The 22,414-nt window shown below is 57.5% G+C and carries 17 protein-coding genes and 2 pseudogenes; 11 read left to right on the forward strand and 8 right to left on the reverse strand.

What is annotated here, in order from left to right:
- The first annotated feature begins 96 nt into the window (after positions 1–96).
- Complete coding sequence (gene drt4 / locus ACSQ17_RS08165) at positions 97–1,707, forward strand: antiviral reverse transcriptase Drt4 (protein WP_436068213.1); 1,611 nt, start codon at positions 97–99, stop codon at positions 1,705–1,707.
- Positions 1,708–1,836: 129 nt separating this feature from the next.
- Here the strand turns inward: drt4 and ACSQ17_RS08170 are convergent, their stop codons facing one another.
- On the reverse strand, positions 1,837–2,817 hold the full coding sequence (locus tag ACSQ17_RS08170; RefSeq protein WP_010466230.1) for an IS5-like element IS1384 family transposase: 981 nt from the start codon (positions 2,815–2,817) through the stop codon (positions 1,837–1,839).
- A gap of 226 nt (positions 2,818–3,043) precedes the next feature.
- Here ACSQ17_RS08170 and ACSQ17_RS08175 point away from each other — a divergent pair.
- The 5 genes and pseudogenes from ACSQ17_RS08175 to ACSQ17_RS08195 all read left to right on the forward strand — a co-directional run.
- Positions 3,044–4,126: pseudogene (locus ACSQ17_RS08175) on the forward strand (ATP-dependent nuclease); the annotation flags it as partial.
- 68 nt (positions 4,127–4,194) lie between these two features.
- Complete coding sequence (locus tag ACSQ17_RS08180) at positions 4,195–5,175, forward strand: IS5-like element IS1384 family transposase (RefSeq protein ID WP_010466230.1); 981 nt, start codon at positions 4,195–4,197, stop codon at positions 5,173–5,175.
- 214 nt (positions 5,176–5,389) lie between these two features.
- Positions 5,390–6,160 carry an ATP-dependent endonuclease gene (locus ACSQ17_RS08185; RefSeq protein WP_436068214.1) on the forward strand — a complete coding sequence of 257 codons (771 nt, stop codon included), beginning with the start codon at positions 5,390–5,392 and terminating at the stop codon, positions 6,158–6,160.
- Positions 6,157–7,905: a UvrD-helicase domain-containing protein gene (locus tag ACSQ17_RS08190; RefSeq protein WP_436068215.1), complete on the forward strand. Its 1,749-nt coding sequence runs from the start codon at positions 6,157–6,159 to the stop codon at positions 7,903–7,905. The genes ACSQ17_RS08185 and ACSQ17_RS08190 overlap by 4 nt, the downstream gene beginning before the upstream one ends.
- A gap of 976 nt (positions 7,906–8,881) precedes the next feature.
- Positions 8,882–9,817 (forward strand): site-specific integrase, encoded by a 936-nt coding sequence (locus ACSQ17_RS08195; protein WP_075750114.1) that lies wholly within the window; start codon positions 8,882–8,884, stop codon positions 9,815–9,817.
- A gap of 169 nt (positions 9,818–9,986) precedes the next feature.
- Here the strand turns inward: ACSQ17_RS08195 and ACSQ17_RS08200 are convergent, their stop codons facing one another.
- The 4 genes and pseudogenes from ACSQ17_RS08200 to ACSQ17_RS08215 all read right to left on the reverse strand — a co-directional run bounded on the left by ACSQ17_RS08200 (position 9,987) and on the right by ACSQ17_RS08215 (position 12,467).
- On the reverse strand, positions 9,987–10,595 hold the full coding sequence (locus tag ACSQ17_RS08200) for an HNH endonuclease (protein WP_075750117.1): 609 nt from the start codon (positions 10,593–10,595) through the stop codon (positions 9,987–9,989).
- A 2-nt stretch (positions 10,596–10,597) separates the two neighbouring features.
- Complete coding sequence (locus tag ACSQ17_RS08205) at positions 10,598–11,224, reverse strand: hypothetical protein (protein WP_075750119.1); 627 nt, start codon at positions 11,222–11,224, stop codon at positions 10,598–10,600.
- A 22-nt stretch (positions 11,225–11,246) separates the two neighbouring features.
- Positions 11,247–11,462 (reverse strand): annotated as a pseudogene (locus ACSQ17_RS08210) (topoisomerase DNA-binding C4 zinc finger domain-containing protein); the annotation flags it as partial.
- 276 nt (positions 11,463–11,738) lie between these two features.
- Positions 11,739–12,467, reverse strand: a complete 729-nt coding sequence (locus ACSQ17_RS08215) for an AraC family transcriptional regulator (RefSeq protein ID WP_075751201.1) — start codon at positions 12,465–12,467, stop codon at positions 11,739–11,741.
- A 662-nt stretch (positions 12,468–13,129) separates the two neighbouring features.
- Here ACSQ17_RS08215 and ACSQ17_RS08220 point away from each other — a divergent pair.
- Genes ACSQ17_RS08220 through ACSQ17_RS08230 form a run of 3 tightly spaced genes read left to right on the forward strand, consistent with a single transcriptional unit; the run spans position 13,130 to position 18,995 of the window.
- On the forward strand, positions 13,130–14,392 hold the full coding sequence (locus tag ACSQ17_RS08220; protein ID WP_373389475.1) for a TolC family protein: 1,263 nt from the start codon (positions 13,130–13,132) through the stop codon (positions 14,390–14,392).
- A complete protein-coding gene (locus ACSQ17_RS08225) occupies positions 14,389–15,849 on the forward strand; it encodes an efflux RND transporter periplasmic adaptor subunit (RefSeq protein ID WP_373389476.1) in 1,461 nt (486 codons plus the stop codon). Before ACSQ17_RS08220 ends, ACSQ17_RS08225 begins: the two co-directional genes overlap by 4 nt.
- Entirely contained in the window at positions 15,846–18,995 is a 3,150-nt protein-coding gene (locus ACSQ17_RS08230) for an efflux RND transporter permease subunit (RefSeq protein ID WP_310287198.1), read from the forward strand. Before ACSQ17_RS08225 ends, ACSQ17_RS08230 begins: the two co-directional genes overlap by 4 nt.
- A gap of 53 nt (positions 18,996–19,048) precedes the next feature.
- On the opposite strand, the gene ACSQ17_RS08235 is transcribed toward ACSQ17_RS08230, so the two are convergent.
- The 3 genes from ACSQ17_RS08235 to ACSQ17_RS08245 are packed head-to-tail and all read right to left on the reverse strand — an operon-like array spanning position 19,049 to position 20,868.
- Positions 19,049–19,711 carry a hypothetical protein gene (locus ACSQ17_RS08235; RefSeq protein WP_045733411.1) on the reverse strand — a complete coding sequence of 221 codons (663 nt, stop codon included), beginning with the start codon at positions 19,709–19,711 and terminating at the stop codon, positions 19,049–19,051.
- Between the two features lie 12 nt (positions 19,712–19,723).
- Positions 19,724–20,461, reverse strand: coding sequence for a HupE/UreJ family protein (locus ACSQ17_RS08240; RefSeq protein ID WP_045733412.1), 738 nt, complete (start codon positions 20,459–20,461; stop codon positions 19,724–19,726).
- Positions 20,462–20,508: 47 nt separating this feature from the next.
- Entirely contained in the window at positions 20,509–20,868 is a 360-nt protein-coding gene (locus ACSQ17_RS08245; protein ID WP_045733413.1) for a hypothetical protein, read from the reverse strand.
- A 117-nt stretch (positions 20,869–20,985) separates the two neighbouring features.
- Here ACSQ17_RS08245 and mreA point away from each other — a divergent pair, with 117 nt between their 5' ends.
- Positions 20,986–21,273, forward strand: coding sequence for a metal-sensing transcriptional repressor MreA (mreA, locus tag ACSQ17_RS08250; protein ID WP_045733414.1), 288 nt, complete (start codon positions 20,986–20,988; stop codon positions 21,271–21,273).
- 10 nt (positions 21,274–21,283) lie between these two features.
- Positions 21,284–22,411, forward strand: a complete 1,128-nt coding sequence (locus ACSQ17_RS08255; RefSeq protein ID WP_045733415.1) for a nickel/cobalt efflux transporter — start codon at positions 21,284–21,286, stop codon at positions 22,409–22,411.
- Positions 22,412–22,414: the final 3 nt, after the last annotated feature.

Here is a 22,414-nt window from a genome sequence, read left to right on the forward strand (position 1 = left end):
CAAGAATTGATGACCTCACAGCTGACGGACGCGCAAGCGTATAAAGTTTTGCAGCTTTTTTATTTAGTACGCGAGCCTCTAGGAGGCATGAAGCCCGTGAGAGAATTTACCAGCCCCGCATTAAGTATCGCCACGCACCTAGGCCCAGAAAGACACTTCTTAGAGGCCCTGACTCGCTGGAACTATTTCCCAAACCAGAAAGACTCCTCCACTGAACTGCCGCCCTGCTTTTCAACTAGCCGATTTACTCCTGAAGTCGCTGAAGAGCTATCCCAAATAAGGTTGAGTGACGAGCGAAAAGCACTCCAGTTTGATCTAGTTGAGTACAAGGCAACTCGATTTAACAACGTCCCCAGAATGCTAAGCCTCATCCACCCCCTTGCGTACTCGAAAATATTAACCACTCTGAATGCCTACAGAGAGGAAATACTTGAGCTCATGGAAGACGATAATAGCGCCATCACTGCCGAACAGCATAATGATGGACGAATATTCATCATGAATTATGAGGATCATGAGACCAAAACAAAGAACACCTTAGACATCAGTTTCGGTGCAGCCTTTAGAGCCCATGCTGACGTCGCCAACTGCTTCGGCTCCATTTACACGCACTCATTGGAGTGGGCAATTCAGGGATACGACGAAGCTAAGAAGAAACTTCAAGACAAAGCTGCTCCGAGGCATTGGAGTTCCAAGCTAGACACCGTGCTTCGAAATGCAAAGCGCAAAGAGACTACAGGCCTTCCTGTTGGCCCCGGTACGTCTAGCATCGCCGTGGAGATCATCCTTGCTGCGGTCGATAAGGAACTGGCCGCTAACTTTCGTTTTGTGCGCTACATCGACGACTACACAGCCTATTGCGCGACGCACATCGAAGCCCAGGAATTCATCCGAGCCCTTAACATCGCGCTGTCTCAGTACCGCTTAACGCTCAATCTCAGCAAAACCAAGATTACCGAGCTGCCAGAACCATTAGTAGACTCTTGGGTTACGAAGCTAAATAACGCCATACCGTGGAAGATGGAGCCCAACGGGACTCTATCTCTGTACACACACGACGCGATAAATTTCTTGGACTTTGCCGTCCATTTGAACAGGGCGGAGCCTGACGGCAGTGTCTTGAAGCTTGCAGCAGGTCTTATTTGCGGTAGGGCCCAAGGCGACACAGCCGCTACGATATTTCAGTATGTCCTGAACCTAAGCTGGCATTACCCAATTCTTTTGCCACTACTTGAGAAGATCGATGCCACCTCCGATTACTACGAGAAAGAATCCGTAGTCCAAAAGCTAAACAGCATTCTGGAAGTCAACGCGACACATCGACGTTCTGATGGTATGTGCTGGGCCCTTTATTACCTTAGGCAACTAAGTGCTCAGCCCACGGCAGAGAATGTTGGGCGAGTGATAGAGACGCTGGACACTTCCGCTATCGCGTTACTTAGTAGTTTTGAAGCTGGCGAGGAAGCGGCTGTTGCCTATGCACAGAAGGTGATTGCGAACGGAGGCCTTTACGAGCTCGATCAGTGCTGGTTCCTTCTATATCAACTCTTCTTCCACGGGAAGATCGGAAATCCTTACCCTGACGAGCCCACGTTCGAGATTCTTAAGAAACACGATGTCCAGTTCCTCTGGCGGCCCGAAAAGAGCTCCAAGGCGGAAGACTACTGTTGGTACTACTCCAATCCCTTTAGGGATGGTCTGAAGTAGCCATGTATTTCCCCGGCATACCACCTAGCGCAACTTTTAAACTCGCCAAATGATCAAAAAACAATCAATTCGACGAGTATTTCTTACGTTTTCGCCACCCGGACCCCACTCCGGTGGCCATTTCCCGCATTACAGGCGCACCTCTCCTGCATTCGTCAGTAAATGTCGGCGCGCCATCCACAGGTTCGACAGAGCGAACAGTGTCACCAGTTGCGCCGTGTTTTTGGCCAAGCCGCGAAAGCGCACCTTGGTGTAACCGAACTGGCGCTTGATTACCCGGAACGGATGCTCGACCTTGGCGCGCACCTGAGCCTTGGCCTTTTCAATCTTGCGCTTGGCTTTGTACAGCACGCTGCGCTTATCGAGTTTTTTGTAGGTGCTGCGGCGTGCCGCCACCTGCCAGATAACTTCACGTCCTTCATGCTCGGGCCGCTTTTCGACACCGGTGTAGCCTGCATCGGCGCAGACCACGTTTTCGTCGCCATGCAGCAATTTGTCCACCTGGGTGACATCCGCCACATTGGCCGCCGTGCCCACTACGCTGTGCACCAGACCCGATTCGTCATCGGCGCCGATGTGGGCCTTCATGCCGAAATAATACTGGTTTCCCTTCTTGGTCTGGTGCATTTCCGGGTCGCGCTTGCCGTCCTTGTTCTTGGTCGAACTGGGCGCATTGATCAGCGTTGCATCGACGATGGTGCCCTGGCGCAGCGACAGGCCGCGGTCGCCCAGATAGCCATTGATGACAGCGAGGATGCCGGCCGCCAGCTCGTGTTTCTCCAGCAAGCGGCGGAAGTTGAGAATGGTGGTTTCGTCGGGGATGCGCTCCAGGTTCAGCCCGGCAAACTGGCGCAGGATCGTGGTTTCGTACAGCGCTTCCTCCATCGCTGGATCGCTGTAGCCGAACCAGTTCTGCAGCAGATGCACACGCAGCATCGCCATCAACGGGTAGGCCGGACGGCCACCTTCACCCTTCGGATAATGTGGCTCGATCAAAGCAATCAAGCCCTTCCACGGCACCACCCGATCCATCTCGATCAGGAACAACTCCTTGCGGGTTTGCTTGCGCTTGCCAGCGTACTCGGCGTCGGCGAAGGTCATCTGCTTCATCGGGAAACTCGGTGGGTGGGGTCGCGGTATTTTGCCAAATCAGAAAGTCTTTTTCAGAGTTTCCTTAGAAATGCGGGAGAGAAACCAGTGAGCCTCCAAGACTACGTGGAAGGAAAACGCTAACGGCCTCCCCTGCTCATAAGGCTCTAGTCGCGTAGGCCAGAACTTCGGCCTACATCGACGTTGCGGTGCTCCCTTTTTCCCTCCTCGTGACGAAAGGATTTCTATGTACCTGAAGACGTTGGCCATCGATGGTTTCAAGTGCTTTGAGCGTGATTTTTCCGTTGAGCTGCATGACGGGCTGAATGTGCTGGTAGGTGAAAACGGAGCTGGAAAAACGGGTATCGTCAGCGCCATTCGTCAGCTCTTCAACGACTCTGAATCCGGTAAGCGATTAATCCATGAGCGTGATTTCTATCGTGGGTTTGAGCCTGGCGCGGTGCCGGCGGAGTCGATACGGATCGAGGCCACCTTCAGTGACCTTCAAGGAGATGAGCAGACGGCGTTTATCGATTGGTGTGGCCGGGAGCCAGAGGCGAAGCTAACGTTTGCTGCGACCAATCGGGAGTCACGGGGGCGGTTTCGGCACGAGATGTGGGGAGGGCCAGAACGCACCAAGAATCTAGAAGTGGAGACCCTTGACCTTATCCACTGCGTTTATCTTCCCCCCCTGCGGGACGCCGAGGTGAAACTGCGTGATGGAAGGCAGTCGCGCCTTGCTCGTCTGCTGAAGGCTCTTTGCCGCAAAGAACTTGAGCAAAGCCGAAAGGCCGGTGAGATGCATCCCCTGGAAAAACGCGTGGGCGACTTCAACCAGCAACTGGCTGAGAGCGAAGATTCTGCCATCAAACTTGCCAACGAACGGATCGTGGAAAGCCTGAAAAAAGCCTTAGGGCAACAGCTTTCACAAAGTACTGTGATTCAGTTTTCGGAGGTGAATTTTTCAAAGATTGTGGAAGGTTTACGGCTGCTGTTCTTTCCGGACCTGACCCAAGCCGAAGCGGCGCAGTTTCGATCTCTGGAGGAAAACAGCCTTGGCTACAACAATCTGCTCTACATCGCGTCGATCCTGGCGGAACTGACTCTGGAAGCCGATGACGATCGAGGCGAGAAGACCTACCTGCGGCTGCTTTTGATCGAGGAGCCTGAGGCTCACCTACATCCCCAACTGCAAATTCGGCTGCTACGGCATCTCGAAAGCGTTGCAGAGGCAAGGGGAATGCAGGTGATCGTGACTACGCACTCAACAGTCATTTCATCCGCTGTATCGATCAACAATGTTATCCATGTGTCGCGGGCAGAGAAGCCATTAGGGAAACTCTGAAAAAGACTTTCTGATTTGGCAAAATACCGCGACCCCACCCACCGAGTTTCCCGATGAAGCAGATGACCTTCGCCGACGCCGAGTACGCTGGCAAGCGCAAGCAAACCCGCAAGGAGTTGTTCCTGATCGAGATGGATCGGGTGGTGCCGTGGAAGGGCTTGATTGCTTTGATCGAGCCACATTATCCGAAGGGTGAAGGTGGCCGTCCGGCCTACCCGTTGATGGCGATGCTGCGTGTGCATCTGCTGCAGAACTGGTTCGGCTACAGCGATCCAGCGATGGAGGAAGCGCTGTACGAAACCACGATCCTGCGCCAGTTTGCCGGGCTGAACCTGGAGCGCATCCCCGACGAAACCACCATTCTCAACTTCCGCCGCTTGCTGGAGAAACACGAGCTGGCGGCCGGCATCCTCGCTGTCATCAATGGCTATCTGGGCGACCGCGGCCTGTCGCTGCGCCAGGGCACCATCGTCGATGCAACGCTGATCAATGCGCCCAGTTCGACCAAGAACAAGGACGGCAAGCGCGACCCGGAAATGCACCAGACCAAGAAGGGAAACCAGTATTATTTCGGCATGAAGGCCCACATCGGCGCCGATGACGAATCGGGTCTGGTGCACAGCGTAGTGGGCACGGCGGCCAATGTGGCGGATGTCACCCAGGTGGACAAATTGCTGCATGGCGACGAAAACGTGGTCTGCGCCGATGCAGGCTACACCGGTGTCGAAAAGCGGCCCGAGCATGAAGGACGTGAAGTTATCTGGCAGGTGGCGGCACGCCGCAGCACCTACAAAAAACTCGATAAGCGCAGCGTGCTGTACAAAGCCAAGCGCAAGATTGAAAAGGCCAAGGCTCAGGTGCGCGCCAAGGTCGAGCATCCGTTCCGGGTAATCAAGCGCCAGTTCGGTTACACCAAGGTGCGCTTTCGCGGCTTGGCCAAAAACACGGCGCAACTGGTGACACTGTTCGCTCTGTCGAACCTGTGGATGGCGCGCCGACATTTACTGACGAATGCAGGAGAGGTGCGCCTGTAATGCGGGAAATGGCCACCGGAGTGGGGTCCGGGTGGCGAAAACGTAAGAAATACTCGTCGAATTGATTGTTTTTTGATCATTTGGCGAGTTTAAAAGTTGCGCTAGGTGGTATGCCGGGGAAATACATGGCTACTTCAGACCATCCTTAGCGGTGCCGCTTAGGCTGTGCGGCCTGTCTGAACCCAGTCGCAAATTTGTCGACCGATGGCTCGACGTGACCAAGTCGAACCTGTTGTTCGCGAAGGGCGTGGTGCTTGTGGAGGGTATCGCCGAGGCGATCGTTGTGCCCGAACTTGCCAGGGTCATTCTGCAGCGATTTGGGGAGGGGAAAGACTCCCTGGATGACTACGGCGTATCAGTCATCAATCTGAACGGCATCTACTTCAACTATTTTATGCAACTGTTTTGCGACGTAGACGGGCAGGACATAAGCCTGAACGTACCTGTGCGTTGTGCAGGTCTTACCGACAACGACCCGCCAAAGTCTATCGAGAAGGTCATTGACGAGAATGGCAAAGAAAGGAAAGTTCCGTATTGGCCTCATGCTGAGTCGTGTATCCCCGGCGAGAACCACGCTCTCGCGCTGATTCCTGAGATCGCAAAGTCTAGCCATGCCCGCCTCTTTGGCAGCCCCTTCAAAACGCTTGAATATGACCTTGCGCTGGAGGGTTCAAACTTGGGGCGGATGCTTTCCGTGATTGCAACATTGTGGCCCGAGAGCGATAGAGGGACGGTCAAACCTGCGTTGGAGGAGGCTGCAAAACTCAACTTCGCTCAGATGGGAAACGCAGATAAGGCAGCGCATGCAGGAGAATTGCTGTACCGGATCGAATGTACGGAAATAGGCAAGGGATTGTACGCCCAGGTGCTGGCAGATGAGCTTGCTCGGGATGCGACAGGGATCAGCGTACCTCAGTACATTCAGGACGCCATCCTCTGGGCTTGTGGGCTCGACGAGCAGAAAGCGGCTAGAGACGCGTTATGACCTTTCCGACCGAAGAGCAGCAGGCCTACATGAACACCTCCCTGGAGGAGAACGTGTACCTGAAGGCCTGCCCGGGCAGCGGGAAAACCGAGGTCATTGCCGCAATGGTGTCTCAAACGATCCGATGTTGGGCTCGGTTCCCTGCAGGGATGGCGGTTCTGACATTTTCGAACAGTGCTACTGACGAGCTGAGCAGGCGCCTGTCCAGACACCTCGGTGAGTCGGTGGCGTATCCTCACTGCGTATCTACGTTCGACAGCTTCCTGCTGTCCCAGATCGTGGCTGGCGTCGCGAGTGTAGTCACCGAGTTCCCAGGTAGAGAAGGCGACTTTCGGATTCGCGTAGTGGACAACACGTCGAACTTGTTCCTGACTTCACGCAAAGTTTCAGGTCAGCGAATCTCGGCGTGCCGGTACGATTACGACCTTAAAAGCAAGAGCTTTGTGTTCGATACGGGTGAGCTAACGCTCGACAAAAAGCTCAATAACGTGGAAAAGACACCGGCGCTTGTTGAAGACCTGGTTAAGACAAAAAAACGACTGTGGAAGGCGGGATTTGCCACGCACAATGACGTAGGAATGATCGCGATCAAAGCGCTCGGCAACAAGGCTCTGTCGGATTATTTTGAGCGTTTGGCACGTCGCTACCCGGTGATCTTTGTCGATGAGTGCCAGGATTTGTCCTTTGCTCAACTGAGGATCATCAAGAGTCTTCATCAGCTTGGGATGCGGTTTCACTTCGTGGGCGACCTGAACCAGTCAATCTATGGCTTCCGCCGTTCAGAGCCGGCTCTAGTGAAACAATTCATCGAAGAGCTCGCCTTCAAATCATGCGATCTGACCGCCAATTGGCGAAGCGGACAGGGAATCGTGGATCTGTGCAGCAATTTATTGAAGCTGGATCGACTTTCGGGCAATTCAGCGATAGAGATCATCCGGCCGAAATTGATCCAGTACGCCAAATGCCCCTCGGAGATCGTAACGACAGTCCTAGAGCTGACCAGGCCCTATCAGCACGTCGTTGTCGTTGCGCGCGGGCATAGCACGCTACAGCGATTCAGTGTGGGGAGTGCCCTCAAACCTCTGGAGGAGTTGGCTCTGGCCTGTATACAGTTTCATAGCGATGACTTGAGCGAGGTGCGCCAGGCGATGGAAACTTTTGCCGCCTGGCTGGCTGCCAAGTTAGGAGCGCAGGTCAGGATGTCCGCAATGAGTTGCCCCCATGATGTCGAGTCCAGTCTGACCTGGAGGTTGTTTGTGTCCGACTGCCTAACCTACCTCGCGAGCTGCGGTTCGGCGAAGGTAGATCTGACTTGGAAGAGCTGGGCCTCCTTGACCAAGAAAGCGATACGGTCGTTACCAGACCAACCCTTTGTACCTGATGAGCTTGCAGGGAAACTGGAGGGCCTGCGAGAAGCGCATCTCTCGGCTCCCGCCGGCTTGGGAAAAGCCACGTTGCAGAGCCGTCTGGTTGATCGACATCAGGACACTGGTACGCGCCTTCAATTTGCGACCATTCATCAGGTCAAAGGGGAAACGCATGAGGCAACGGTTGTGGTCTCTTCGCTGCAGCCAGGTCCTAACCAGTCGAACTGGAAAGACTGGCTGGCAGACTCGGCTTCTGAAGCCGCACGTTTTGCATATGTTGCGAGCTCAAGGCCCAGCCACTTGCTGATCTGGGCTGTGAAGAAGCTCAAGGATGATGAATCAAAAACGTTATCGGGCTTGGGGTTCGAAATTCTATAGTGTGAATCGGCTCTGGTTTCGTAGGCTCATCTGACTGACTGCTAATGGCCGGTTGCGGCCTGTCGTGACGGCGTCCCCTACGTGCTCTGGCGAGCAAATGAGTGCAAATGGCTGGTCAGATGAGTGCAATTGCATATTGGCAAAAGCAACAGACAGCCCCATCCGCACGAAAGCTGTTTGCCCCAATGACATAGTCTAACTGCGACACCCTAGGCCTATCGCAAGCTCGCGCTGCGATACGAATCTTGTGCCGCATGCGCTAGCCGCGATACCCCCCGCATGTCGCAGACTCGGTTTGCGACACTCTGGGAGTGTCGCAGGGCACCGGTGCGGCACACCTAGTCTGTCGCCAACACGCGCTGCGATACGCTGACCATGTCGCATGCTGCTAGCTGCGATACACCCCGCATGTCGCAGCTGCGGTTTGCGACACACTTACTGTGCCGCATGCGGCATTAGCAGTGCCTGGTCAGGCACCGAAAGCAGCCGGAAGTGGCACCATCACCGCCACCTCTGGCGCAAAGAGTGCCAAAACTGGCACTGCTTTTATTGGTTATATTTCGGATAAAAAGCAATATAAATCAATTACTTAAATAACAAATACGTAACCAGAACCTCGACCAATGGCAAGCATTTTTGAAATGCATCGATTCTTGAGGCATCGCCTCTGGCGGGCATCGTGCTGCCGAGCTCGTCCCTTCAGCGCCACAGGCGCTGGCTGCTTTTTGATTTTGATGACAAAACGCTTGCGCGCGCTTTTGCTCACGGCGCACGCTGAATGAAGATGAAGTGGGCGCGCGAGTAAAAACGCGCCCCCATACTCGCGGCGCGAGTATGGGGGCGGTGGAGCAGTTCAGGCGTAACGGGAAAACATGGAGCGAAGGCGGAATAGTTTCAGTGAAGACTGAGCTGCTTCACCGCCCTTCGCGAAGCGGCTTAGCTTTGTCATCAAAAACAACTAAAAGAGATGACGACCATGCAATCACTCACACTGAAGAAGTACCAGACCAGAGCCCGCAATTTCTATCGAAAGCACTGCGAATCAGAGGCCCCAGATTCAGCGCAAATCTGCGCGGCTTTGCTAAAGAGTGCCAGCGAGTACAGGCCCAACAGCTTCGGTACACTAAAGAGCGCCCTGGCACATGACCAAAAAGCACGCGGCAACCACCAAGCAGCCAAAGCCATCAAGCAGCTCGTCAACCCAGTGACAGCGCAAGGCTCAACACTTCCCAAGAAACCCAAACTCAAGCAAATTCGCTCGATCTCCGAAGAAGACTACAGAGAGCTTCAGGAGCATCTACTAGCGCGTGAGTTCATGGATGAAGCCTGGTCGCTAGTACTGGCCTATTACCTGGGGGTACGCCCCTGCGAGATGCGCTCGATCACGGTGAAGGACAATCACGTCCATATCATCGGCGGAAAAAAAAGCGCTCCGCAGGATAGGGGCGCTGACAGAACACTGGTCATTGACGACCCTGCGGTACTCCAGGCTGTGGAAGGCGCAGCGAAATGTATGCGTATCTGCCCTCGTACCAATACAGCTATTCGGGATCGCCTACGCAAAGAGTGCCGAGCGCTGTGGCCAAGGCGCAAACAGCACCCAACCCTGAAAAGCTTCCGCCACCAACTGGGCTCAACCCTAAAAGCCTCCGGCGAGAGCGATGAGGCCATCGCTTACATGATGGGGCACCAATCCATAGAATCCATCAGCGTCTATGGGAACCGTCGATCTGGGGCTGGTCAAAAATTGCATATCAGACCTGCTCAGGACGCTGACTTGTCAAAAGTTCGCCAACCGAAGCAGCCTGCAGTTTTTGGCCGTGGGCGGGTGGTGGGACGAATCGAGGTGCCATCGCACCTCGCGAGGCGAATAACCACACTGCCTTTCCAAAGCGACCCACGAGGGACATAGCAGCCTTTGTCTGCTCCTATTTTGGAACACGGATAAGTTACCTGAGCAGTGCGCTACCGCGCACTGCTTTAGCGACTTGGGCGCTAGCTAGATCCTTGCCGAACGGATCAACTGGAAAGTTAATCGCCAACACCCAAAGCTATAGGCAATATCCCAAAGCTAGATTGGCTCAGGCGCTAAGCAGGCGTTCAAGGCCATCCCATTGCGACTGCACAGGAGGTCGTTCACGCGGATCAGCCAAACCCAGCTCTTCCAGCCGGTAAGACATCTTGCCGAAATTGCAGGCCGCGCAACTCACCACCAGGTTATCCAGATCATTGGTGCCGCCGTAGGCATGGGGCAGCACGTGGTCATACTGCGCCCAGAGGGTTTGGAAACCCGCGTGCTGTGAAACATTGGCGGAGCCCCAGGTAACCTGCTCGGGGTACAGCAGGCACGCCTTCTTGCGAACCTCGGGGCGGATCACGGGTATACCGCAATAGCGGCAGTGATAGCCATCGCGCGCATGCAGCTCAGCCATCTGCGTTTTGCTCGGCATGCGCGACTGCACTCGCAGGGCAGGATCAAGCGGCTGATCAAGCAGAGGCGTCAGCTTCACATAAGCGCTCTTGGCACCCCAGATGGACTCCAGCCAGGCTCTGTTCGTGTCGCAATCAGCCAGTTTGAACAGAGCCGACGCCAGCTCCCGATGGCCCGTGAGATGCGCAGAAACGGCTGCATCCAGATAGCGTGAGGTATCTCGGATTTCCGGAATCGACTCACGAAAGCAGTTTCTCATCCCTAGCACTCCACCTCAGCAGAGGGATGCACCAGCAACTCTGGACCCAGGCCATTTTTGAATAGCGCCACGATTGACACTGGAGTCAGCACGGTCACCACATCGCTAGTCATAGGCTGAGGAAGCGGGCTGTAGCCGTCGAAACCCCAGCACCACTGACGTCCGCGCCAGAGCAATACCGGCTGACCTTCATGCTCAACCATCGTGCCCTCCGGAAGGCCTGCCAGACTCGCTTGCCAGGTACGCTGGCTGTTATCGGCGTTCATGCGAGCGGCCTGCAGAACCTTGTCGATCCCGGCGGCAGACCGATCCTGATCCGGAAAGGTTTTGGCCCAGGCGGCCTTGAAGGCTTTGTAGCGATCCTTGCGACAGTCACCACAGGGGCGGTGCCCAGCGGCATAGCTGGTAGGCTCATCAAGAAAGAATAGTTCGGTGTAGCTGTTGGACGCCATCAACTCACGCTTGATGCCCTGATACTCCAAAGCGCAGGTGATCCAGCGGTTCAGTTTCCAGGGGCGCACGATCTCGCGTGCCGCATTGTGCAACTGACCACGATTCCCCATCAGCAGGCCTCTGGCCTTTACGCCATGCAACTGCCCCATCGGGTTCATTCGGTTTTGCAGAGGCATCGTGCGGACTCCATCGCATGAATCAGTTAAGGGGCTGTATGGTTCGGCATTTGGGGAAGGCGCTGCAGCCCCAGAACTGCTGGCCGGCCTTGGGGCCGCTTTTCACTGTGCGCACTAGCAACGCACTACCGCATTTGGGGCACTGGCGTTCACCCAATCGCCCAGCCGAGCCAGGATCGCGGCGGTGAACTGGATGACAGACAGATTTACGATCATGTGAAGCAGGTCGGTCAGTGTGTCTTGGTGGCCGGCAAGCCAGCTCTTCCGGAATGGCTGCAGGCACTCCAAGATGGCGACCGGAATAATTCCGACTACGGCAATGAGGGCTGTGCCGGGCCAATATGGCAAGCCTTTGTAAAGCATCCAGATCATCCAACCCGCCGTACCACCAAAAATAACTGGATAGCTGAACCAGCGAATCATGAACCTGAGGCAATTGGTCATCGTGCGCCCCCCTTGATGACCATAACGTTAAGCTGCTTCTGCGCTGCTGGCTTGAACGAAAAAGCTGATCTCAGCTGCTAAGACTTACCTGGCTCAAGGCCGAAGACGGATCGAGGCCAAATAAGCTGCGGAAGGTTCGAGAAAAGTGCGCCGCATCCGAGAATCCTGCTGTATGAGCAGCCACGGTCAAACTTCGGCCTTCCGTAATGTGTTGCAGCGCAGCGACCAGACGAAGCCACTTACGATAACTGCGCAATGGCAACCCGGTCTGTTCAACAAACCAATGAGAAAAGCGAGTCGGCGAAAGGTGGATCAGATCGGCCAACTCTTGCCTGCCATTAGCGGGTTTGCTCAAGGCTTTAAGGACAAGCTGCAGCCGTGGATCGATTATCGGCAGATCGGTGAGATTAAGAAATTGGCGAACCGCTCCTCGCATTTGTTGTGCTGAGATATCGGGAGTTGCCAACAGTCTTTGCAGAGTCGAAATGTTTTGTGCATCGATAGGCAAGATGTTCGTAGCGGCATTGAACACCTGTGTTTCCTCAGACAAGGCGTCAAGGTAAATCGAAATAACCTCCACCGCTTCGATTCGGTGAGTTACGCCTGCCTGGATACAGATAGCTCGGGCCGTGACACTGCTGTCGGGGGTGGTCACGGTCAAGTCATTGGTTATTCCGATGGTGATCTGGTGAGCCATGTGGCAGTGCCAATCATGATGACCGGCCTGCCCCGAAAATACTCCAAACCCTGGAGAGACCCAGGCCTTGCCATGCCAGCGGACACCCTGCGTTGCAATCACCTGACACTCCCTCGGCTTTTTTCGCGCCATGCTCTTCTGCCTGTCGCTCTGTCATTGAAACCACGACTATGCTTCGTAGCGAACAGGACTGCCTGTCCACAGAGGAAGCCTTGCAGATCCTCTAATTTGATCGAGATCAACGAAGTGCTGCAGTGGTCGAAAGAAGCACTCCTGCTTCGGAGCAATTTGCTATCGTCGCACTATCGCCTTGTTCGGTGAATCATCGTGCGTCGAATTGGATTGGTTCTGGTACTGATTGTTAGCCTCGTGCTGCCGACCTTCGGCGGTGTGGCTTTCAGCATGCCGGCACAACCTTGCCCGATGCAGAGCGCCGATCATCAGGGCCATGCAATGGTCGATGCTCCGTGCTGCGAGCAAATGGACACGTCTGATGGGGTGGCCAATAAGTCCCCCTGCAAATCCGGCCAGGAATGCAAGACCGGAGGACTTCTCCAGACCACCGTGATCAAGAGCATATCCCCTCTCCCCTCACGCCCCGAGATATTGCTGACCCAGTCGGTGATTAAGCGAGAGCCCGCAGGACTCTGGCGCCCTCCTCGTTTCGTCTAATGCCGTGATCATCCCGCGCCTTACAGTCAGGCGCATCGTCGCGACCACGTTTCGTAGCTGCGACCTCGATCAATCGCATTGGAGGCGAAAGCATGTCCGCTTTCCTTTTTCCACGCCGTGGCTATCTCGGCGTGTTGGCTGCCGCATTCTGGGCAGCTCCCTGGCTTGCCGCGCAGGCACAGCCCCTAACCTTCGAACGAGCCCAAGCTCTGGCCGAACAGAGTGCCCCTGAGAACCTCGCGCGCCAGGCACAGGTGGCATCGGCACAGCAGGCTGTAGGGCCCGCAGACGCCTTGCCCGATCCCAAGCTGATTATAGGCTTCGACAACCTGCCGATCGAAGGCCCTGACCGTTACACACTTAATCGTGACTCCATGACCATGCGCCGCATTGGACTCATGCAGGAGGTACCAAACGGCGACAAGCGTCTGGCCCGTCGCCAACTGGCCGAAGCCTCCATGACGCGGGCCGAGGCCGAGCAGCGTGCCATGCAGTTGGAAATCAAGCGCCAGACGGCAGTGAGCTGGCTGGACGTGTACTACGCCGAACGCAGTGTTGGCCTCTTCGATCAACTGGACCGTCAGATCGAGATGCTCCGCTCGACCGTGCAATCGCTGATTGCCGGCGGTAGTGCTCAGCCTGGCGAGCTGTTGCAGGCCGACCAGGAAGCTTTGGCGTTACAAGATCGGCGAGATGAACTGAATCGCGATGTGGCAGTAGCTCGTGCCAAGCTGCGCCGCTGGATAGGCAACGAGGCTGACCAGCCTTTGCAAGGAGATGTTCCCAATCTGAACCTGGTGGCACCGCACCTGCAGCAACGCATTGCCTCACACCCTGAGTTGCGCGCTGCCTCCGCCCGAGTCGGCGAGGCTAGCGCCGAGCTGAACGAGGCCATCGCCGAGAAGACCCCCGACTGGGGTGTTGAGTTTGCCTACAACAATCGCGACAACCAGTTCGGCGATATGGTGATGGTGCAATTCACGTTCGACCTGCCGTTGTTCGTAGGCACACGTCAGGGGCCCAAGATCAACGCCAGACAACAAAGCGTGTCGCAGATGGAAGCCGAGCAGGAAGCATTACTGCGCGCCCATCAGGCTGAGCTGGAAGGCGGTATTGCCGAGCTTGAGCAACTGCGCAGGACCTTGTCACGCACCGAAAAAACCTTGATCCCGCTTGCAAGCAAACGTGCCGATCTCGAACTTGCCGCTTACCAGGCCGGCAACAGCCAGCTGACATCCGTCCTCACCGCCCAGCGCGACCTGATCGAGGCTCAGCTACGGCAGATTGAACAGCAGCGCAAGCTGAGCCAGCTCTCCGCAAGCCTGTACTACGCCTATGTGGAGGGACTGAAATGAAGATATCGGCATTTGGTTTTGCGGTCGCCTTGCTGGCCGTGGGCATTGGCGCGGCGGGCGGTGGCTACTGGCTGGCCCAGCGGCAAGCCAAACACGAGATCCTGCCTAGCTCCGCACCGACGGACGAGCGCAAGGTGCTCTATTGGTACGACCCGATGCAGCCTGAGCAGCGCTTCGATAAGCCGGGCAAGTCACCTTTCATGGATATGGAACTTGTCCCTAAATACGCAGGATCCGAGCAGGATCCGTCTGTCCTGAGCATCCCCGCTCAAGCCGTGCAGAACCTCGGAATGCGAACCTCGATGGTGATCCGAGGTGTACTGCCCTCGGATATCGAGGCGGTGGGTTCCCTGGCCTATAACCAGCGAGAAGTGGCGAACCTCCAGGCCCGCGCCGGCGGATTCGTCGAGCGGGTTTACGGTCGCGCCCCGGGCGATGTGCTGCCTGCCGGAGCCCCCCTGGTCGACCTGCTGATTCCCGAATGGTCCGCCGCGCAGTTGGAGTTCCTGGCGGTACTGCGTACCGCTGACACTCGCTTGATAAGTGCGGCCCAAGAGCGCCTGCGCCTGCTTGGCATGCCTCAAACGTTGATCGAGCAGGTCCGCCACAGCGGCAAACCACGGGCGGTGCAAACCCTCACCACACCTATCAGCGGCGAGCTCCAAGCCTTGCAGGTACGCGCCGGGATGACCGTCGAAGCCGGGCAGGATCTGGCGTTGATTAACGGGCTATCCAGTGTCTGGCTCGATGCGGCGATACCCGAGGCCATGGCCGGAAGTATCCAGGTCGGGGACGAGATCCGCGCCAACCTGACGGCCTTTCCTGATCGACCGCTGCTGGGCCGCGTCATAGCCTTGCTGCCGAGTGCCGATCCGCAAACGCGCACGCTCACGGTACGCAGCGAGCTACCCAACCCTGCCGGTAAGTTGCGCCCCGGCATGTTCGCCGCCGTACGCCTGAACAGTGCCGTCGAACAATCCACGCTTCTTGTGCCGAGTGAAGCCGTGATTCGCACCGGCAAGCGTGCATTGGTGATGCTGGCCGAAGGCGACGGACGCTACCGCCCCCAGGAAATCACCTTGGGCCGCGAGGCCGATGGGCGTCTGGAGGTGTTTTCCGGTCTTGAGGAAGGTCAGGCGGTCGTTACCTCCGGCCAGTTCCTCATCGATTCGGAAGCCAGCCTGCAGGGCATCCTGGCCGGCAATGCAGAACAGGACAGCACGGAGGGGCTGCATGTGTCTCACGGCGTTATTCGCGCACTGGACGGGAAACAAGTCACCCTGGAGCATGGCCCCTTCGAGAGCCTGAATATGCCCGGTATGACCATGGCTTTTCCTCTGGTCAGCTCCGAAGTAGCTGTGGGACTTAAGCCAGGAGATCACGTACGCATCGCCGCACGTCAGACAAACTCCGGCCTGCTGATCGAGCAGCTCCGCAAGGAAGGAGACCAGCCATGATCGCGCGCCTGATCCATTGGTCGATCGGCAACCGCTTCCTGGTACTGCTGGCCACCCTGTTCATCACCGCCCTGGGCCTCTGGTCGCTGCGCAACACGCCGTTGGATGCACTGCCGGACCTATCTGACACCCAGGTCATCATCAGAACCAGCTTTCCCGGACAGGCACCGCAGATCGTCGAGAACCAGGTGACCTACCCACTGGCCACAACCATGCTCTCGGTACCGGGGGCGAAGACGGTGCGCGGCTACTCGTTCTTCGGCGACTCCTTCGTCTACGTGCTGTTCGAGGACGACACCGACCTCTACTGGGCGCGCTCGCGGGTGCTGGAGTACCTCAACCAGGCGCAGGAACGCCTGCCCGAGGGTGTTACCACCACCCTTGGGCCGGATGCCACCGGCGTGGGCTGGATCTACCAGTACGCCTTGGTCGACCGCAGCGGCCAGCATGATCTTGCCCAGCTGCGGGCACTGCAGGACTGGTTCCTCAAGTACGAACTCAAGAGCCTGCCCAACGTAGCCGAAGTGGCCACCCTCGGCGGCATGGTCAAGCAATACCAAGTGCTGCTCGATCCGCAGAAGCTGGTGGCTTATGGGGTAACTCAGCAGGAGGTCGAAGCGGCGCTGAAGAGCGCCAATCAGGAAACCGGCGGCGCCATCCTGGAGCTGGCAGAGCGCGAGTACATGGTGCGGGCTTCAGGCTATCTAGAGAGCCTGGCGGATTTCCGCAATGTGCCGCTGCGGGCTTCGGCCAGCGGAGTTCCGGTGCTGCTGGGTCAGGTGGCCACCATTCAGCTGGGGCCAGAGATGCGTCGTGGCATTGCCGAGCTGGATGGCCAGGGTGAAGTGGTAGGCGGCGTGGTCATCTTGCGCTCCGGAAAGAATGCCCGCGATGCCATCGCCGCGGTGAAGACCAAGCTGGACAGCCTGAAGGGCAGCTTGCCGGCCGGCGTCGAGGTGGTCACCACCTATGACCGTTCGCAATTGATCGACCGCGCCATCGATAACCTCAGCTACAAGCTGCTGGAAGAGTTCGCGGTGGTGGCCCTGGTTTGCCTGATCTTCCTCTGGCACCTGCGCTCGTCGCTGGTCGCGATCATCACCCTGCCCCTGGGCATCCTGATGGCCTTCATCGTCATGCGCTACCAGGGCGTCAATGCCAACATCATGTCGCTGGGCGGGATCGCAATCGCCATCGGCGCCATGGTCGATGCCGCCGTGGTGATGATCGAGAACGCGCACAAGCACATCGAGGCCTGGAAGGCTCGACACCCCGGTGAACCGCTTCAGGGCGAGGCGCACTGGCGGGTGATCGGCGAAGCCGCGGCCGAGGTCGGGCCGGCGCTATTCTTCAGCCTGTTGATCATCACCCTGTCTTTCCTCCCGGTCTTCACCCTGGAGGCCCAGGAAGGCCGCCTGTTTGGCCCGCTGGCTTTCACCAAGACCTATGCCATGGCTGCCGCTGCTGGTCTCTCGATCACCTTGGTGCCGGTGCTGATGGGCTACTGGATTCGTGGGCATATCCCCAGCGAACAACAGAACCCCTTGAATCGTTGGCTGATCGGTGCATACCGGCCGGTGCTGGAGTGGGTGCTGGCTTGGCCTAAGGTGACCCTAGCGCTGGCCTTGCTAGTGTTTTTGTCCAGTCTCTGGCCCCTCAGCAGACTCGGAGGAGAGTTTCTACCGCCGATGGACGAGGGCGACCTGTTGTACATGCCATCAGCCCTGCCCGGCTTGCCGGCCAGCAAGGCCACCCAGTTGCTGCAGCAAACCAACCGGATGATCCTCACGGTGCCCGAAGTGGCACGGGTGTTCGGCAAGGCCGGGCGAGCAGAGACCGCCACCGATCCAGCACCGCTGGAAATGTTCGAAACCACGGTGCAGTTCAAACCACGCGATCAATGGCGCGCGGGGATGACACCCGAAAAGCTGATCGAGGAACTGGATCGCGCGGTAAAAGTTCCGGGGCTGTCCAATATCTGGGTGCCGCCCATCCGCAACCGCATCGACATGCTGGCGACGGGGATCAAGAGCCCCATTGGGGTGAAAGTGTCCGGAACCTCCTTGGTCGACATCGAGCGCATAACGCGCGATATCGAGGCTGTGGCCAAAGAGGTGCCTGGGGTGAGTTCGGCGCTGGCGGAACGCCTCACCGGCGGGCGCTACGTGGACATCCAGATCGACCGCCTGGCCGCGGCGCGCTATGGCCTGAGCATCGCCGATGTGCAGGCGGTGGTATCGGGCGCCATCGGCGGCAGCAATATTGGCGAGACGGTTGAAGGACTGGCCCGCTTCCCGATCAGCCTGCGCTACCCCAGGGAGTGGCGCGACAGCCCGGAGGCACTGCGGCGTATGCCGATCCTCACCCCAGCCGGCCAGCAGATCACCTTGGGCACCGTCGCCCAGGTTAGTCTGACCGAAGGGCCGCCAATGCTGCGCAGCGAGAACGGGCGTCTGTCCGGTTGGGTCTATGTCGATGTCCGTGGGCGCGACCTGGCATCGACCGTGCGAGAGTTGCAGCAACGCGTAGCTGAGCAGGTACAACTCGATGCTGGCATGACCGTCTCCTACTCCGGTCAGTTCGAGTTCCTGGAGCGTGCCAATGCGCGGCTGGCCTGGGTGGTGCCGGCGACTTTGTTGATTATCTTCGTGCTGCTCTACCTGACCTTCAGCCGCTTCAGCGAGGCCCTGCTGATCATGGCCACCCTGCCCTTCGCCCTATCGGGCGGTATCTGGCTGCTCTACTGGTTCGGCTTCAACCTGTCGATCGCCACCGGCGTGGGCTTCATTGCCCTGGCCGGCGTCTCTGCCGAATTCGGGGTGATCATGCTGCTGTATCTGAAGAACGCCTGGCATGCGCGCGTGGATGCTGGGCGTAGCGACGATCCGACTCTGCTTGAGGCAATCCGCGAAGGTGCTGTCCTGCGCGTCAGACCCAAGGTGATGACGGTTGCCGTGATCATAGCCGGTCTGCTGCCTATTCTGTGGGGCGGTGGAGCGGGTTCAGAGGTCATGAAGCGCATCGCCGCGCCCATGGTTGGCGGCATGATCACAGCCCCGCTGCTGTCCATGCTGGTGTTGCCTGCTGCCTATTGGTTGATGCGTCGACAGGGCGCGCGAAAGAGTCACCAACCACAGGAGCTATAGCTCTGAGTGTTCAGGCGAGCCCCTGCGCCATTTGACGAAGGGGCTTATCTACCTTAAATCACGCGTTTGACGCTCAGGTACTCGCCCTTGGTCTTCAGCGTGATGGTCACGTCCTGGTTGCTGCGGTTGCGCCAGAACCAGCCGTGGGTGCCGTCGAAAATTGCAGTTAGTTCGCCTTTGTCGCCTTTGACCTGCTTGGCCTTGCTGTAGCTGTGGTAGTAGTCCTTGGGGCCGTTGTAGGGCTCACCGTGGGTGTCGTGGTTGACCGGAATGCCATTGGTCGTCCACTCGTAGCTGACCGTGGCCTTGTCCAGCATTTCCAGCTTGATTTCACTGGCTTCGCCCGGCTTCAGGGTGACGGTCACCTCATCAGACTTCAGGGCTGGCTGCGGCTCAGCTACTGGTTCGGCCACAGATGCTGCTGCAACAGGCTCTTGAACTACTGGCTGAACAGGTACAGGAGCTTGAGCTACGGGAGCCGCCGCTGGCTGAACCGTTGCATCCGCTGCCGCTTCTTCGGCCAGGGTTATCTTCATTTCGCCCATCTGGGTCAGGCCGAGTACGCGACCAACGCCCGTCGGGTCGATGGCGTACTCCGAAGGCATCACCACGGTGACCAGTAAGGCAGCGGCAACACCCACGGCGATCACAGTGGAGCGCAGCAGTTGGCGGCTGGTCGGCAATTCGCTTTGGGTCGGGAGTTTGGTATTGAACATGCTGAGAATTCCTTACTGAGAGACGATCAGGCCGGTGAGCTGGTAACCCATCAAGAGGAAACCGGCGCTCATCATGGCGACGTTGGCGGTGTATGCATGACGCCAGAAGCTGGCGGTACGTCGCCAGTAGCCCATGACAATCAAAATGGCGCTCAGGGCCAGGAGCTGACCGATTTCGACGCCAACGTTGAAGGCGATCAGGTTGGCAATCAGGCCGTCTGCCGAAATCTCGTACTCCTGAATCTTGGTCGCCAGACCGAAGCCATGTAGCAGGCCGAAGATCAGCGTGGCTGCCTTGGTATCCGGCTGATAACCGAACCAGCGCTGGAACGCGCCCAAGTTATCCAGCGCCTTGTACACCACCGAGAAACCGATGATGGCGTCAATCACATAGGAGCTGATGTGGATTTCCACCAGTACGCCCAACAGCAGCGTCACGGTGTGGCCCACGGCGAACAGGGTGACGTAGAGACCCACGTCTTTCAGGCGATAGAGAAAGAAGATCACCCCGAAGAGGAACAGCAGGTGGTCGTAGCCGGTGATCATGTGCTTGGCGCCCATGTAGATAAACGGCAGCACCATCACCCCGGAGCTTTCCTGGATAAAGCCCTTGTCGCCCTCGGCAACGGCGTGGGCCAGTGCGTCAGACATACCGAGAAAAAGCAAGGCCGTGAACAGCAGCAACAGTAGTAACGAGCGATTTGGGCGCACGGCAGATGCGTCCATTGCGCCCATAGATAGCGAATGCATAGTTGAGTCCTAAATTGCAGTGGTCTTGGGCCGCACAGCGGCCTGTGTCAGAGCACGAATGCGGCGCGTGGTGGCCGCTCGATCAGGAAGATCGGACTGGGGGGAATGGAGTAGCGCGGAGCCTCTATCGGCTGCGTACGCTCTGGTTGCGTGCTGATGCTCAGCAGCGTGGTCAGGTGCGGCGTTTCATGCAGATGGTCGGCAGTCAGCGGTGGGTGACAGTGATCCCCATACTCAGCACAGGCCAGAGCCTCGTCACCATGGGTATGCGAATGAGCGCCGTCGTAGCCACTGCCGGCTGGCTGACTTGAGCCCATAAACAGCGCAGAGGTGTGCCCGGCCCAAGCCATCAGGATGGCGAGAGCAAGGGCAAAAATCACCTTGGCGCTGAGGGGCTTGCTGAGCATATCGTGGTTCTTTCAATGCCTAAGCGGTTGGCTTTCTGGAGGGATGGTCGGTTTGACCGCATCCCCCCAGGGGGGATAGAGTGCGAGCGTAATTCATCGACGCACGAGACTCAAGGCATGAGCGATCACGAACACGGCCACCAGCACCAAAGTCATGGTGACATCATCAAAAGGTTGAAGCGTGCGGAGGGCCACCTGCGCAGCATCGTCACCATGATCGAAGACAGCCGTGCCTGCGTCGACATCGCTCAGCAGTTGCATGCCGTAGAAAAAGCCGTCTGCCAGGCCAAGCGTGTGCTGATCCAAGACCATATCGACCACTGCCTGGAACACACGGTCGAAGCACTTGCGATAGGCGAGCGCGCATCACTCGAAGACTTCAAGCAAATCACCAAGTACCTCTAGGCCTCTTCCCATGTCGAGCTTCGCCGAACTGCTGCAACAGGGGGCCTCGCAGGCCTGGCTGTATTTCCCCAGTGCCATCTTGCTCGGTGCCTTGCATGGCCTGGAGCCAGGGCATTCAAAAACCATGATGGCGGCATTTATCGTGGCCATTCGTGGCTCGGTGAAGCAGGCCATTCTGCTGGGTCTTGCTGCAACGCTTTCGCACACAGCCGTGGTCTGGCTGGTGGCCATGGCTGGCATGTACCTAGGACAAGGCCTGGATGCCGAAACCACCGAGCCTTATTTCCAGCTCGCATCTGCCGCCATCATTATCTCCATTGCCCTGTGGATGCTTTGGCGCACCTGGAGAGGTGAACAGATGTGGCGTTTCGAGGAGGGTGATGAGCATCAGCACGACCATCACCACCATGATGAAACCCATCGCATTGACACTGGTCACGGGCGTATCGAGCTGTCGATCTTCGAGGAAAGCGTTCCACCGCGCTGGCAACTGAAGGCCTTGAGTGGCCATGCCTGGCCGGCTGGTGAAGTAAGCCTGCTGACGACTCGCCCCGATGGCCTGGCCCAACAGTTTCGCTTCGTCGACCGGGGGGACTACCTGGAGTCACTGGACGAAATTCCCGAGCCTCATGAGTTCACTGCGCGTCTTAGCCTGGGCCATGCCGGCCACTCCCACGACTATGACCTGGAGTTCCGCGAGCACAGCCACGGGCATGAACATACCGAGTTGGATGGGCTGGAGCTGTCGCTGGATGGCTATCAGGATGCCCATGAACGGGCGCACGCCAATGACATCCGCAAGCGCTTCAGCAACCGTAATGTGACCACAGGCCAAATCATCATGTTCGGCCTAACGGGCGGGTTGATTCCCTGCCCAGCCGCAATCACCGTGCTGCTGCTCTGCCTGCAAGTGAAGGAAGTCGCGCTTGGAGCGGTGCTGGTGTTGTGCTTCAGCATTGGTCTGGCTATCACCCTGGTCACTGTTGGTGCCGCCGCCGCTATCGGCGCTCGCCAGGCATCCAATCGCTGGCCCTGGCTTGGCGCTGTAGCGCGTCGCGCACCGTACTTCTCCAGCCTACTGATCATCGGTGTGGGGATTTATGTAGGCGTCCACGGCTGGATCGGCCTGAACGCCTAGCCG

Source organism: Pseudomonas sp. LjRoot71 (genome assembly GCF_964253255.1).
Lineage (GTDB): Bacteria > Pseudomonadota > Gammaproteobacteria > Pseudomonadales > Pseudomonadaceae > Aquipseudomonas.

Coding starts and splice junctions, on each gene's coding strand:
- ACSQ17_RS08170 (WP_010466230.1), bottom strand. CDS start 2,817: ATGAAGCAGATGACCTTCGCCGACGCCGAGTACGCTGGCAAGCGCAAG.
- ACSQ17_RS08180 (WP_010466230.1), top strand. CDS start 4,195: ATGAAGCAGATGACCTTCGCCGACGCCGAGTACGCTGGCAAGCGCAAG.
- ACSQ17_RS08190 (WP_436068215.1), top strand. CDS start 6,157: ATGACCTTTCCGACCGAAGAGCAGCAGGCCTACATGAACACCTCCCTG.
- ACSQ17_RS08195 (WP_075750114.1), top strand. CDS start 8,882: ATGCAATCACTCACACTGAAGAAGTACCAGACCAGAGCCCGCAATTTC.
- ACSQ17_RS08200 (WP_075750117.1), bottom strand. CDS start 10,595: ATGAGAAACTGCTTTCGTGAGTCGATTCCGGAAATCCGAGATACCTCA.
- ACSQ17_RS08205 (WP_075750119.1), bottom strand. CDS start 11,224: ATGCCTCTGCAAAACCGAATGAACCCGATGGGGCAGTTGCATGGCGTA.
- ACSQ17_RS08220 (WP_373389475.1), top strand. CDS start 13,130: ATGTCCGCTTTCCTTTTTCCACGCCGTGGCTATCTCGGCGTGTTGGCT.
- ACSQ17_RS08225 (WP_373389476.1), top strand. CDS start 14,389: ATGAAGATATCGGCATTTGGTTTTGCGGTCGCCTTGCTGGCCGTGGGC.
- ACSQ17_RS08230 (WP_310287198.1), top strand. CDS start 15,846: ATGATCGCGCGCCTGATCCATTGGTCGATCGGCAACCGCTTCCTGGTA.
- ACSQ17_RS08235 (WP_045733411.1), bottom strand. CDS start 19,711: ATGTTCAATACCAAACTCCCGACCCAAAGCGAATTGCCGACCAGCCGC.
- ACSQ17_RS08240 (WP_045733412.1), bottom strand. CDS start 20,461: ATGCATTCGCTATCTATGGGCGCAATGGACGCATCTGCCGTGCGCCCA.
- ACSQ17_RS08245 (WP_045733413.1), bottom strand. CDS start 20,868: ATGCTCAGCAAGCCCCTCAGCGCCAAGGTGATTTTTGCCCTTGCTCTC.
- mreA (WP_045733414.1), top strand. CDS start 20,986: ATGAGCGATCACGAACACGGCCACCAGCACCAAAGTCATGGTGACATC.
- ACSQ17_RS08255 (WP_045733415.1), top strand. CDS start 21,284: ATGTCGAGCTTCGCCGAACTGCTGCAACAGGGGGCCTCGCAGGCCTGG.